The organism is Pseudomonas sp. MEJ086 (assembly GCF_030209025.1).
GTDB classification, from domain to species: Bacteria; Pseudomonadota; Gammaproteobacteria; order Pseudomonadales; family Pseudomonadaceae; genus Aquipseudomonas; species Aquipseudomonas fulva_A.
Genome location: NZ_JARVSV010000008.1, coordinates 205,375 through 218,957, shown reverse-complemented (window position 1 = coordinate 218,957; position 13,583 = coordinate 205,375). Strand labels below are relative to the sequence as shown.

The window sequence follows — 13,583 nt, the reverse complement described above, 5'->3', positions numbered from 1 at the left end:
GACGCTAGATGGCAATCACTCAGGATGCACGCATGGCAATCGTCACCACCCCGCTGGGTGGTGACGTGCTGGTGCTGCGACGAATGGAGGGCCGGGACGAACTCAGCCGCCCCTTCGCCTATGAGCTGGCGCTGATCTCCGAAGATCATGCGCTGCCACTCGATGCCCTGCTGGGCAAGCCGATGGGGCTGACCCTGCAACTGGCCGACGGTAGCGACCGCTACTTCCACGGCATCGCTGCACGCTGCAGCCAGGCGGCTGGCAGCGGTCAGTTCGCCAGCTACCGGGTCAGCCTCAAGCCCTGGTTATGGCTGCTGTCGCGAACCTCCGACTGCCGGATATTCCAGAACAAGACGGTGCCCGATATCGTCAAGCAGGTATTTCGCGACCTGGGTTTCTCCGATTTCGAAGACGCCCTCACCCGCTCCTACCGGGAGTGGGAATACTGCGTGCAATACCGCGAAACCAGCCTCGACTTCGTCAGCCGGCTGCTCGAGCAGGAAGGCATCTACTACTACTTCCGCCACGAGCAGGCCCGCCACGTGCTGGTGCTGTGCGACGCCTATGGCGCACACCGAGCCGCTCCCGGCTACGCCAGCGTGCCCTACTTCCCGCTGGAAGATCAGATGCGCGAGCGCGACCACATCTACGACTGGCACCTCAACCATGAAGTGCAGCCAGGTTCGCTGGAACTCAACGACTACGACTTTCAACGCCCCAGCGCGCGTCTGGAAGTGCGCTCGATCGTCTCGCGCCCGCACAGCAACGCCGGGCACCCGCTGTTCGACTATCCCGGTGAATACGTACAGAGCAAGGACGGCGAGCAATACGCGCGCAATCGCATCGAGGCCATCCATACCCAGTACGAGCGCGTGCAGTTGCGCAGCAACGCGCGCGGGATCGGAGCCGGTCATCTGTTCAGCATGACCGGCTACCCACGCGCCGATCAGAACCGCGAATACCTGACGGTCAGTGCCGACTACCAGATCGTTCAGGAAGCTTTCGAGAACAATACCAGCGACGAACCGCTGCAGTTCGACAGCCGCCTCGACTGCATCGATGCCAGCCAGGTTTTTCGCCCGCTGCCACTGACCGTCCAGCCGATCGTGCAGGGGCCGCAGACGGCCATGGTGGTAGGCCCACAAGGGGAGGAAATCTGGACCGATCAGTTCGGCCGGGTGAAGGTGCACTTCTACTGGGATCGTCACGACCAGTCCAACGAGAACAGCTCCTGCTGGATCCGCGTATCGCAGAACTGGGCCGGCAAGAACTGGGGTTCGATCCAGATTCCGCGTATCGGTCAGGAAGTCATCGTCAGCTTCCTCGAGGGCGACCCCGATCGGCCCATCATCACCGGCCGCGTCTACAACGCCGAACAGACCGTGCCTTACGACCTGCCAGCCAACGCCACGCAGAGCGGTGTCAAGAGCCGCTCCAGCAAGGGAGGTACGCCTGCTCAGTTCAATGAAATCCGCATGGAGGACAAGAAGGGCGAAGAGCAGCTGTACATCCATGCCGAACGCAATCAGGACATCGTCGTCGAGCTGGATGAGACCCACGCCATCGGCCGCGACCGCAGCAAGTCCATCGGCCGCAACGAGACCGTCGATGTCGGCGCCAACCGCACCAAGAAGATCGCCCGCAACGAGCGCTACAGCATTGGCCACAACAAGACAGTCAACATCGGCCGCTTCAAGGTCGAGAGCATCGGCATGGCCAAGATGACCAACGTCGGTCTGGGCTACAACCGCAACATCGGCATGGCGATGTTCTCGGCAGTGGGCATGAACCGCACCGATTTCGTCGGCAAGACCTGGGCCGTCTCGGCCGGCGACAAGATCGAGTTCAAGGTCGGCAGCTCGCAACTGACCCTGACGCCGGATGCCATCTACCTCAGTGCCAAGGACATCCACTTCAAGGCGCAGGAGTATCTGCACGCCGATGCCCCCTCCGATATCCTGCTCAACTCGGGTACCGCACAGCCAGCGCCAGAACACAGCGGCAAGGCGGAGCCCGGCTCGCAGGTCGGTGCACTCGCAGCGGTCACTGGCGTTCTGCGCGACCTCGGTTCGCAGGCCGCATCGAGCGCCCAGGGTAATGACAAGCGCCCGGGCGCCGACGCACAGGGCAGCCTCTCTTTGAGGAGCAATGCACCCGCGGCGGCCGATACGCCTGCCGCCGTTACCACCGGCCTCGGCAGCGCAGTGGATCGCATTGCCGCCCAGTCACCCGCGCTGCAGGAGGATCTGCGCTCGCTGCAGGAGCAAGGCTGGGATATCGAATACGGCCCTGCAGGCGCAGGCACGTACGTGAGTCAGGAAGGTGACGTGAGCCGGATCGTCATCGACGGCGACATGCGTGGCTCGCCCGCCACGGTGACCCAACTGTTGGCTCACGAGGTGGGCCATGCCACCCACCCCTACGAGGAAAACCTTTCTTCCAAGGCTGCCTACGTCAGCGGTGCCCTGCAAGACGAGGGCGCTGCGGTGCTGAACAACATCAAGGTACAGCGAGAGATCATCGCCAACGGCGGCCCGGACATCAGCATCAATGGTTCGGCAGCCAACCATGCGGCCTACAACGCAGCCTACGACCAGCTCGTCAGCAGCGGCGGTAACGCTGCAGCCCGCAAGGCCGTCGGGCAGGTGTGGGGCAGCGAAACCTCATCGGTCAAGGTCGACGGCAAGTTCGTCACGTACAACGATTACTACGGCAGCTGGTATGACGATAACGTCGACGATTAAGCGGCCCTTTTTCAGGCTCTTTGCCTACCTGCTCGTGGCGAGCACGGCAGCCTGTTCAACAGCGAACGAGAACCAACGGATGAACCAAGCCTCTTTCACGCTCTGGCAAACCATCGAGCAACTGGCGCAGCAAGGGCCGCTGACCAAGGCCAAGATCGAGCAGACGCTGGGCAGCACCTTGCAGCTGGACAAGCAGGATGAGCACCGCACCCGCTGGATTGGCGGAGAGGTTGTCCTGCAAGGCAACGTGCGTATCGCGCAGACGGGTTTCACGGTGCTCAACAAGGAGCATGCGGCGCGCCAGAGCACCATCGGCCTGTTTCTGGCCGGTGCCTGCATAGGCCGCCATGACATAGAAGCACAGTACGGTGAACTGCTTCTGGTCTCGGCTCCGCGTGGCCGCTCACCGCACGAGACGAGTGTCTGGGAAAGCGCACGCCCCTGGGGCCAACTGCGCTTCGCGTTCAAACAGAACAACCCCGAGTGCGTGCACAGCGTATCGATCATTCCATCCGTGCAATCGACACCCGGCGAATCTTGATTCATAGCGAACGGACACAGCGTGCAGATCGATAATCGCAGTGGCTTCCCCCATGCCTGGTTCGAGAAGACCGGCCCTGGCGGCGTCGTTTACGACGTACTGGTGCTGCGCGGCACCTTCGCGCTGACCGGTAGCTATCTTCCACTGCCGCGGGCCGATGTGCAGGCACCCATCGTCTATGCCGATGAGTACGATGGTCATCCCGAAGCCAACCCTCTGCAAAGCGTGCTGCGCCGCGAAGGCGACCTGACGCTGCTCAAACCGGCCAGTGATGTCTACGTCACGGGTACCGCGTGTAGCGAGGGCGGCGTCGCCCAACCGGGCTGGCTCGCCGGTATTCGCGTCGGCACCCGGCGCAAGCTGCTGCAACTGCACGGCCCGCGGCGCTTCGAACGCCACGGGCAGGAGTGGCGTCTGAGCAGCGCTGAACCCGTCAACCAGGTGCCCCTCGACTACCGCTATGCCTTCGGCGGGTGCTACAGCGTGATGGCTGGCGAAGAGAACCAGGTGGAGCGGGTGTACAACCCGGATAATCCGGCAGGCTGCGGCTGGCTTCCCGGCGAGGCTGACCTGAGGACCGTGTCGCCCGAGGCACAGGCGCAGATACGCCAATGGCTGGAGGGCGTAAGCGAGCTGCCGGCGCCACAGATCGAGGATGTCGATGCGCCCATCACCAGCCCCCATGACGCGCTGCCGCCACAAGGCTTCGCCCCCCTCGCCCGCTGGAGCCAGGCACGCCTGCAATACGCCGGCACCTACGACGAGCACTGGCAGCGCGATCGCTATCCCCTGCTGCCCGACGACTTCGACGAACGCTTCTACCAGGCTGCGCCGCCGGGGCTGATCCAGCCCGGCTACCTGACCGGCGACGAATTCATCTCCCTGCTCGGCATGCTGCCTGAGGGCCTGACGCATTTCCGTCTGCCCGGAATCCTGGCGCTGGTGTCGCTGACCCCGTTCCACGGCCGTACCCGACAAGGGCCGCTGGTGCTCGACACCGTGGCCATCGACCTGGATGCCCGGCACGTCTCGCTGATCTGGCGCGGCACCTTCGAGCGCGGCGAGCCCTGGCGACGGCTGGCGATCGGCACGCTGGACGTTCCCCTGGTGCAGGAGGACGTGCATGGCGCTTGATGTAGACATCGGGGCCGGGCGGTACCACAACGCCGACCTGTTCCGTAAGAACTTCGGTATCGACAGCGCCGAACAGGCCGCAGGCGCCCTCAACAATCTGGATAGCCTGTATGCCCGTGGCGGTCACCCCTGGGAAGCTTTCACCGCCAACGGCGAATACTTTCCGGGCCAGCGCGAGAGCTTCGACAAGACCGCCAGACAGGTCAAGGATCTGTACGACAAAGGGGTCTACAAGGATGGCGAGCTGGCGGAGTCGAAACCGACGGAGGACGGCAAGGATCTGGTGGGCAACGCCCGCCACGCCGCCAACGACAGCCACGAATGGAAAGCCGTGTGCTCGGTACCGGACCTCTGCAAGGTCGGCAATGCCGTGGTGCCCTTCGACAGCTTCGCCACCATCGGCAATCAGACCCAGTCCTCACCGGACGTGAAAGCTCAGGGCGTGCCGGTGTATCGCGTCGGCGACCTGCACAAGGGCGTTCAGGGCGACGCCGGTTCCCACGTGGTGGCCGGCACTTCGCTCGGCGGCGGCTACGTCAAGTTCCTCAGCGGCCAGAACGACGTCAAGGTCAACGGTATCCCGCTGGTGCGCCAGGACAGCACCTGCCTGGTCAACTGCAATGGCGCAGGTGTCGGTGGTGCGCTGGGCAAGGTCGTCACCACCCAGCGCGGCGCAGATACCCAGGCCGAAAAAACCGCCGAGGAGACCAACCCGGAACTGCAGGCGCTGCTCGACGCAGAAGCCGACGAACGCTCGCTATGGGAGAAGACCAAAGACTTCGGTTCCGGCGCCTGGAGCAGCACCAAGCGAATCGCAGGAGCGAGTGCAGACGACCCGCTGGATACTGGCGTCGGCGTGCTTAAGGGCATCGGCAACCTGCCCACCGACCTGTGGAACCTGGGCGTGATGGCCAGCAAGTACACAGCGGTGGCTGGTATCCCCCCCGTAGCCGTACGCGCCAACGCCATGGAAAAGGCAGCCGTTGCCGCCCATCAGGCCGGCGATCTGGCCAAGGCCAATGAGCTCGCCCGTCAGGCAAGCCAGCTAATGAGCGCAGGTACCACAGGTGATCTGTTCGAGCTGACCAGCGATGCCCAAAAAGGCGGCTCTGTACTGTCGATGTTCATACCCGGCAGCGTGGTGGTGAAGGGGGCGAGTAGAGCGGGCAAGGCAGCACGTGTACTGGATACTGCAGCGGATGCAACAAGGGGGGCCGACGTAGCATCGGATGCGGGTGGTTTGGGGCGGCGCCTGCCGGAGTCCGCCAAGGAAGCAGAAAAAGCCGCGGATGCAGCCGTGACCGGTGTGCATGTAGCCAAATTGTCAAACGCTCAACAATACGCAAAGCTAGTGAACTCAAACAAACGCTGGTCATGGGAAAAAGATTTCCCTGGTGGTGAGAACCTCACCCGAGGACAAAAGGAAGCGATAAAGCGGCAAGCAATAGCGGAGGGTTTGATACCAGATGTGCCTTTCAAACCTGGCACCAAGTTTCCAGATTTCGAGAAAGCAGGATTGGTCAGCCGGGTCGAACACCTCCCTGAGCATTTGTGGAAAACGGGCGACAAAGCGCAGTTCAAATGGCTGGATAGCCAGATACCCGGAGGTCGCCCTAGCGGGTTCACATGGCACCACTCAGAGCTGCCGGGTAGAATGGAACTTGTTCCGTTTGGGCCGCATAACATCATTACTCACTCTGGCGGTCGGTCTACAGGCATGTGGGCGGCAGGCAAGAGATGAACCAGGAGTTTGTTATGGAATTAAAAATAGTAGGCCAGATTTCAGCGCCCCCTATTGAAGCGACCACTTCACTCGAGCGTTACTGCAGAGTAAAACTGCCTCAGGATTTTATTGAGTTCCTCCAATACGGCAATGGTGGAATCCCCGAAAAAAATCTATTTATGCATGAGGGTACGGACAGACTGATTGAACGCTTTCTACCCGTTATGCTAGACCCTAACTCAGAGGATATAGGTGAGTACGACATATCGGTAGTGATGACAGCGTTGGACTCCCGACTCGGCGATGATCCTGACGAGATCGGCTGCAAGCTCATTCCTTTCGCAGCGCTTTTTTCTGGTGACTTTCTCTGCTTAGATTTTCGGAAAAACGCTGAATGCCCTGAGGTAGTACTTTGGGATCACAACCAATCCGATGATTTCGCTCCGCATACGGAGCCAGTTGCACCCTCCTTCGCCGACTTCAAGACCCTGCTATTCACTTGAAACCGAAAAAGACTCGGACATATACAGCTACTACCAGTAGACCAAAAGGCAGCGGTTCTGCAATCGACTAGATGACGGCCATCTCTGCAGATCAATGAAAGAAATACTCTTACCCGTTACCCAAGCATCCCAGGGGACTGCATGGGGCTTCTAAAGATTATCGGGGCAGGTGAGATTGGCCAAGCCGCATGCACTCGAACTCAATCCACAGATACACCACCAACGCAGAAGGCCGTATCAGCTCCGTCGAGGGCAAGCTGTCACTGAAAAAGGCTGAACGCAACGAGTACGCTCAGCGTACTGTCGGCAAGAACGATGGTCGCATCGCTGATGACCAAGGCGGACACCTCATCGGCTCACAGTTCGGCGGGCACGGCGGCAAAGGCAACCTGACACCCATGCACAAGGACATCAACAACTATCACGCAGGTGAGTGGGGGCAGATGGAGAAGCGCTGGGCCAGCGAGCTGGCGGCCGGCAAAGATGTGCATGTTAAAATCAAGCCCGTATATACCGACGGAAGCTTGCGGGCCAGTGAATTCAGAATTACCGAGACCATCGGCGGCACTACGTCCAGGCACACGATCATAAACCCTACAGGTCAATGAAATGACACCCGAAATTCAACAGCTGCAGCAAACCATCGCACAAGGTGTGTACGAAGTGCTGCCAGAGGACGGTTGGACAAATGCTACCTATTCGTTCCAGGCCATTACCCGTTTTTTTCGGAGACCGGGCACTATCTGCTCAATGGCGTAAAAACAGTGTCGTTCGTTGCGGAAGATGAAGTAAGCGATGCGTTTCGCGAGCTACGTACCAAAATGGCAGCCCTCCATGAAAACGGGCATGCCTGGTACACCGCTACGTTCACACTTACCCCTGACGGCAACTTCAAATTCGATTTCGTCTACGATGAACTACCTGCGTTCGAGATAATTCCATCTCCGGACAAATGGGCTGACGAATTCCGCACCTACCCACGGGCGGAGCTGCAGGATCTTGTTCCACAGCAGCCGAAGCTCTAGGGTTGCAACGACCGAAAATGGTCACAAACCAAAACGGACTTCATGACGTGACTCGCTTCCAGCGTATCCAGGCCAGCGTTCCCGCAGGCGTCGTGCTCCCCGATGCGCTGCGCCGGCTCTGCGACTATCTGGATGAAACCGATTACCCCATCAGCGGCTGCATGCGCCTCAGGCCCGACGACTATGGTGGCCTGCTCGCCTGGTTCGATGGCGACGCGACCATGGCGGCCCAGTTCGCCTGCTTCGGCGCCGGCCCGGACGGTTCACTGATCGCCTTCTGGCTGCTCGGCGACACCGACGCGCGGCAGGCACCGGTGGTTCATCTGGATTCGGAAGCGAGTAACAACCGGGTGCTGGCGAAGAACTTCGAGGACTTTCTGCTCCTGTTCGGCATCGGCTACGACGAGCTGGGCTTCGCCGACCTGAACCAGCCACCCGATGATCCAGGCTCGGCAGAAAATCTGCGCGCCTGGCTGCACGTCGAATTCGGCCTGACCTGTCCGGCAACGGGTGCCAGCATCGTCGAAGAGGCCAACCGGGCATGCCCCGACATTCAGCATGCCATCGATGCGTGGCTCAGGAATCGCTACGGCGAAGAGACTTGAGCGTTCATCGGCCAATACCGCTTGGGAAACGAGGGTCCATGCCGTCTATGAATCTGTACGCCCATTTACAAGCGGTCCATGACCAGGCCAGTTTTCTGGTGTTTGTCAGGGCTCTGCTGGCAGACCGACGCGCCGCCATTGAACTGGAGCAAGCAGGCCGAGAAAGTGACTGGGCCAACAGCAGTCTTGCAGACTTTCTAGAGAGCGCACTGGCATGGGCCGAAGATAGCGAGTTCGGTGATCGCCAGGACTTGGCTGGAGCGAACCCGTGGAAGCGTTTTGCCGTCTTTCTGTATTGCGGCAAGATTTACGAATGATGGACCGGGCGTAGCCGTGCTCTTGCTGCAGCCACCAGAAGCTTCGCGCTCGCAATCATCGAACACGGCGACCAGCTCGGCGAACGAGGCCTGCTCCAGCAACTGTGCGAAATCCCTCGGCAGTGTCTTGCCTTTACGCTTACCCAAGGTGGCGATCACCAGATCGAAATGTCCCTCATTGCCCACCATCGTGGCTTGGCGCAGCCCCTGACGATTCGGCTGGCTCCTCACGCCAGCCGCCGCCCAGCGCCCGTGCCAGATTGACGCTCGCCTGCAGCTGCAGCATGCGCAGTCGCGCCGCTTCGTCTTGCGCGCTGTAGAGGCTGCGTTGCGTATCGAGCAGTGTAAGCAGGGTTTCAGCGCCTGCACGGTAGCGGGACTCGGCGAGGCGGAAGGCACGCTCGGCCTGCCGCAGCACTTCATCCTGAGCCTGCTGCTGCGCAGCGCTGCCGCTCAGGCCATTGAGGGCCACCTCGACCTCGGCGAAGGCGTTGATCAGCGCACCGCGATAGGCGGCCAGCAGCTCCTCACGTTGCGCCATGGCCAGATCACGGTCGGCGCGCAGGCTGCCCGCGTCGAAGATCGGTGCGCTCAGTGCTGCGCCGAGGGAGTACAGCGGATTGGCGAACAGCCTCGATGCGCTGTCGGCACTGCCACCAAGCGTGGCCCTCAGGCTGAGGCGCGGCAGGAGTGCGGCACGCGCGGCCTGCAGATTGGCATCGGCAGCCGCCAGGTTGGCTTCGGCACGAGCCAGATCCGGACGGGCCAGCAGCAGTTCGCTGGGAATGCCGGCGCCGATATCGGGCGCGGGCAGTTCGAACAGGCGTGCCTGGCTGGCCGGAAGCTGATCCACTCGCCCGCCAAGCAGGACGGCCAAGGTTGCCAGGCCGTCTTCACGTTGCTGGGTGACGGCTGCCAGCTCGCGCCGCTGCAGCGCCACCACGCCACGCTGCTGAGCCAGCTCCAGCGACGTCGCCGCACCGGCGCTCTGCCGCGCCTCGACGGTACCCAGCACGCGCTCGGCGTTCTCCAGGTTGAGGCGAGCGATACGCTGGCGCTCCTGCAGGCCAACCGTGTCCAGCCAGGCCGAGGCCACTGCGGCGCTCAGGGAGACCTGCAGGGCATCGCGGTCGAACTGGCTGGCATCGCGGGCAAAAGCAGCACGGTCGCGGCTGGCGCGCAGGCGCCCCCAGAGGTCGACTTCATAACTGGCGGCAAGATTGCCGCTGTAGGCATTGCCATCGACATGCGCATTGCCGCCGAGCCGCGCCTGGCGGTCGGCGGCAAGATTGCCGTCGAGGCGCGGCGACAGTTCGGCACCTGCACGCCGCGCGCTTGCAGCGGCCTGGCGCAGACGCGCCATGGCGGCGGCCAGATTCTGGTTGTCGCGCAGGGCCCGCACCATCAAGTCGTCGAGCTCGCTGCTGGCGAAAGCTCGCCACCATTGGTTACTGGGCGCCGGCGTACTTCCGGCAGCGGCGTTGCGCCAATGTTCGGGGGCTGCGGGCAGGTCTGCCGGCGCATCGGCTGTCTGGGTGCAACCGCCCAGCAGCAGCGCGGCCAGCAGGCCGGAGATCAGATAAGGCGTCATCGATAATCCTGTCATTGCACGGCCAACGCGACGACCGGGTCGAGCTGCGCCGCGGTCTTCGCCGGCAGGTAGCCGAACACCAGGCCGGTGCCTACCGAGCAGGCGAATGCCAGCAGCATGGCCGACAGCGAGAACACCAGCGGCACGTTCCAGGCGATCAGCAGCGCACCGAACAGCAACCCGGTGACCACCCCGACGCTGCCACCGACCAGCGTCACCAGCACCGATTCGGTGAGAAACTGGCGCAGGATGTCGCGCTGCCGGGCGCCGGTGGCCATGCGAATGCCGATCTCGCGGGTGCGCTCGCGTACCGTCATGAGCATCACGTTCATCACGCCGATACCGCCGACCAGCAGCGACACCGCGGCGATCAGGCCGAGCATCAGGGTCATGCTCTGCCGCGTCTTGGCCTCGGCCTGCAACTTGGCGGCCGAGTTGTAGATGCGAAAATCCTGACGACCATGGCGCTGCAGCATCAGTGCTTCGAGCGCGGCCTGAGCCTGGGCAACCAGGTCGCTGCGCTTCACTTCGATGGCCGCGTAGCTCTCGTCACGCAGCTTGGGGAACACCCGCACCACACCGGTGCTGTGCGGCACCAGCACCTGCTCGTCGGGGTAGTTGCCACCCGCTTCGCTGCCCTTCTCGCTCATCACCCCGATGACCTCGAACGGTGAGCTGTTGATCAGGATGATCGTGCCGAGCGGATCGCTGCCATCCGCAAACACGCTGGTGTAGACCTCGTGCCCGAGCACGGCCACGGGGGCGATCTCGCGGTTCTCCGCGGCGCTGAAGAAGCGCCCGCGCGCCACCGGCCAGCGGTGAATGTGCGGCAGGTTCTCGCCAACGCCGAGCACTTCGGTCTGCAGCGCCTGCTGGCCGTGACGGATCAGAGCCGGATCACGCAGCACCGGCATTACCCGGGCGACCTCGCGCAGTTTGCCAATGGCCTCGAAATCACCCTCGGTGAGCACCCCGATGGGGCCGCCGGTACGTGGCACGTCGCTGGACACGTACATCATGTTGGCGCCCATCACGCCCATTTCGGCGACCACTTTCTGCCGGGCCCCTTCACCGACTGCGAGCATGACGATCACCGAGGCCACGCCAATGACGATGCCCAGCAGGGTCAGCGCGGTACGGAACCGGTGGATCAGCAGCACGCGCCAGGCACCGCGCATCATCTCCCCCAGTTCGCTGAAGAAGGAGGCGCCGCTGTCACGCCCGGCCTGACGCATGTCCGGTGCCGGCAGCGCGTTGCTCGGTAGGGTGGCACCGCTATCGCTGATGATTGCTCCATCACGGATCTCGATCACCCGCCGCGCCTGAGCAGCGACGTCGCGGTCGTGGGTGATCAGGATGATGGTGTGCCCGGCGTCTGCCAGCTCGTGCAGCAGCGCCATCACCTCCTCGCCGCTGCGGCTGTCCAGCGCGCCAGTGGGTTCGTCGGCGAGGATGATGCGTCCACCATTCATCAGTGCCCGGGCAATCGATACGCGTTGCTGCTGGCCACCGGACAACTGCCCCGGTCGATGTTCCAGGCGCTCGTCCAGCCCCAGCCTGCGCAATAACGCATACGCCCGTTCGCGGCGCTGCTCGGCCGGCATGCCGGCGTAGATGGCCGGCACCTCGACGTTCTCCCGCGCGGACTCGGTGGCGATCAGGTGATAGCCCTGGAACACGAAACCGAACGCCTCGCGCCGCAGCCAGGCCAGCTGATCGCCATCGAAAGCCGCCACATCCTCACCGGCGAAGCGGTAACTACCGGCACTGGGGCGGTCCAGGCAGCCGAGCATGTTCATCAGCGTCGACTTGCCGGAGCCGGACGTGCCGACGATGGCGACGAACTCACCCGCCTGGATCGACAGGCTGATACCGCGCAGCACATCGACGGCTGGCGCACCGTTCTCCCCGCCGTAGGTGCGTCTGATGCCTTGCAGCTCGATCAGTGGAACTACCACTGGAACCTCGACATACCCGACTCGGCCGGGGCATCGCCCGTGACCAGGCGCTCGCCCTCCTGGAGACCCTCGAGGATTTCCGCCACCTGGCGATCCCGTGCGCCGACCTTCACCGTGCGCAGCTCGGCCTGGCCCTTGGCAAGAATGCGCACCTGATAATGACCCGGCTTGCCCTGCAAGGCGTCCAGCGGAGCGGTGAGCACCCCCTTGGCTGAGGCCGTGACGAATACCACCTGCGCGGTCATCTGTGGCATCAGCTCGCCGTCGTTGTTATCGATCTCGAACAGCACGGTGTACTGCACCACCTTTTCCGGTTCGGCGGCGGCACTGCTCGCCTCGCCCTGCCCGGTAGGGGTGACCGGGGGCGCGGGCAGTACCTGGCGCACCGTGCTGTGCCAGCGCCGCTCGTCACCGCCGAGGGTGGTGAAGTACAGCGGCAGGCCTGCCTTGACCCGACGGATATCGGCCTCGGAGACACGTGTCCAGCCGGTCATGCTGCGCAGGTCGGCGATGCGCATCACCGTCGGCGTTTGGTAGGTGGCGTTGAGGGTCTGCCCCGCCTTAACATCGACGCCCAGCACCGAGCCGGCAATGGGCGCATAGATGCGTGTGTAGCTCAGTTGCGCCTCGTTGCGCTTGAGCAGTGCCTGGCTTTCGGCGATCTTCGCACGCAGGTTGTCGAGGCGCGCCCTGGCCGATTTGTAGCCTGCAGCGGCGGCCTGCACATCCTCTTCGCGGGTGGCGTCGAGCCTGGCCAGCTGGGTTTGCCGCTCGTGCTGCTGACGAGCCAGCAGCAACTGCGCCTGCTGTTCCTCCAGCTGCGCGCGCAATCCCTGCAGAGCCGCGCGGTCGGCTTCGACCGTGGCCTCGTGCAGGCTGGCATCGATCTCGGCGAGCAGCTGGCCCTTTTCCACCTGATCACCCGGTTCCACATGCAAACGCATGATCTGCCCGGACACCTGGGCGCCGACATCCACCGAGTGGCGCGGCTGCAGGGTGCCGATGGCGACCACCGTGGCTTCCACGTCGCCTCGGCCAACCACAGCGGTTTCATAGGCAGGCGTCGGCTCGCCGTTGAACCAGGCCACAGCGATGACCGGCACGAGCGCGACCGCGCCGAGCAGCCAACGCCGGCGAATGGAAAAAGGGAAAAACGTCATGACGGGCCCGACCTCTGCCTGAGCATCCAATAACCATCCCCGCCGTCGACCGAACCTGCGCTCGCACTCAGGCGAACGGAGGCAGCGCGACGCGCCACGGTGAGGTGCAAGGTGAAGACGCAATGCGCCCGTGCAGGCGCCGTGCAACTCGTGGAGAGCGAGAAATATCCGGCTCTTACCACCCAAGACGGATGAGCCCGGGAAAACCCGGCGCCCCCAAGGGGAACAAATGAAACAAAATGTTTCACAACTGAAAGTCCAGCTGCAGTAACAGGTTTTCGC

Annotated in this window: 11 protein-coding genes and 1 pseudogene; 9 read left to right on the top strand and 3 right to left on the bottom strand. The window is 62.9% G+C overall.

Going from position 1 to position 13,583, the window contains the following annotated elements:
* Nucleotides 1-8: 8 nt before the first annotated feature.
* From QRN22_RS06255 to QRN22_RS06215, 9 genes and pseudogenes are all read left to right on the top strand, one after another.
* Nucleotides 9-1,856: pseudogene (locus QRN22_RS06255) on the top strand (type VI secretion system Vgr family protein); the annotation flags it as partial.
* Between the two features lie 967 nt (nt 1,857-2,823).
* A complete protein-coding gene (locus tag QRN22_RS06250) occupies nt 2,824-3,285 on the top strand; it encodes a hypothetical protein (RefSeq protein ID WP_042553520.1) in 462 nt (153 codons plus the stop codon).
* A 21-nt stretch (nt 3,286-3,306) separates the two neighbouring features.
* The gene (locus tag QRN22_RS06245; protein WP_042553521.1) at nt 3,307-4,419 is read left to right on the top strand and encodes a DUF2169 family type VI secretion system accessory protein; all 1,113 of its coding nucleotides are present in this window, start codon (nt 3,307-3,309) and stop codon (nt 4,417-4,419) included.
* Entirely contained in the window at nt 4,409-6,160 is a 1,752-nt protein-coding gene (locus QRN22_RS06240) for an HNH endonuclease (protein ID WP_052493783.1), read from the top strand. The genes QRN22_RS06245 and QRN22_RS06240 overlap by 11 nt, the downstream gene beginning before the upstream one ends.
* A 14-nt stretch (nt 6,161-6,174) precedes the next feature.
* Nucleotides 6,175-6,645 (top strand): SMI1/KNR4 family protein, encoded by a 471-nt coding sequence (locus tag QRN22_RS06235; RefSeq protein ID WP_042553522.1) that lies wholly within the window; start codon nt 6,175-6,177, stop codon nt 6,643-6,645.
* 188 nt (nt 6,646-6,833) lie between these two features.
* Nucleotides 6,834-7,253 (top strand): DNA/RNA non-specific endonuclease, encoded by a 420-nt coding sequence (locus QRN22_RS06230; protein ID WP_052493784.1) that lies wholly within the window; start codon nt 6,834-6,836, stop codon nt 7,251-7,253.
* A gap of 72 nt (nt 7,254-7,325) precedes the next feature.
* Complete coding sequence (locus tag QRN22_RS06225; protein ID WP_042553523.1) at nt 7,326-7,670, top strand: immunity protein YezG family protein; 345 nt, start codon at nt 7,326-7,328, stop codon at nt 7,668-7,670.
* A gap of 47 nt (nt 7,671-7,717) precedes the next feature.
* Nucleotides 7,718-8,275 carry a hypothetical protein gene (locus QRN22_RS06220; protein ID WP_042553524.1) on the top strand — a complete coding sequence of 186 codons (558 nt, stop codon included), beginning with the start codon at nt 7,718-7,720 and terminating at the stop codon, nt 8,273-8,275.
* A 38-nt stretch (nt 8,276-8,313) separates the two neighbouring features.
* Nucleotides 8,314-8,592, top strand: a complete 279-nt coding sequence (locus QRN22_RS06215) for a DUF7660 family protein (protein WP_231570145.1) — start codon at nt 8,314-8,316, stop codon at nt 8,590-8,592.
* Nucleotides 8,593-8,767: 175 nt separating this feature from the next.
* Here QRN22_RS06215 and QRN22_RS06210 read toward each other — a convergent pair whose 3' ends face one another.
* The 3 genes from QRN22_RS06210 to QRN22_RS06200 are packed head-to-tail and all read right to left on the bottom strand — an operon-like array spanning nt 8,768 to nt 13,301.
* The gene (locus tag QRN22_RS06210) at nt 8,768-10,183 is read right to left on the bottom strand and encodes an efflux transporter outer membrane subunit (protein ID WP_042553525.1); all 1,416 of its coding nucleotides are present in this window, start codon (nt 10,181-10,183) and stop codon (nt 8,768-8,770) included.
* An 11-nt stretch (nt 10,184-10,194) separates the two neighbouring features.
* Nucleotides 10,195-12,141 carry a MacB family efflux pump subunit gene (locus tag QRN22_RS06205; RefSeq protein ID WP_042553526.1) on the bottom strand — a complete coding sequence of 649 codons (1,947 nt, stop codon included), beginning with the start codon at nt 12,139-12,141 and terminating at the stop codon, nt 10,195-10,197.
* Nucleotides 12,135-13,301, bottom strand: a complete 1,167-nt coding sequence (locus tag QRN22_RS06200) for an efflux RND transporter periplasmic adaptor subunit (RefSeq protein ID WP_042553527.1) — start codon at nt 13,299-13,301, stop codon at nt 12,135-12,137. The genes QRN22_RS06205 and QRN22_RS06200 overlap by 7 nt, the downstream gene beginning before the upstream one ends.
* Nucleotides 13,302-13,583: the final 282 nt, after the last annotated feature.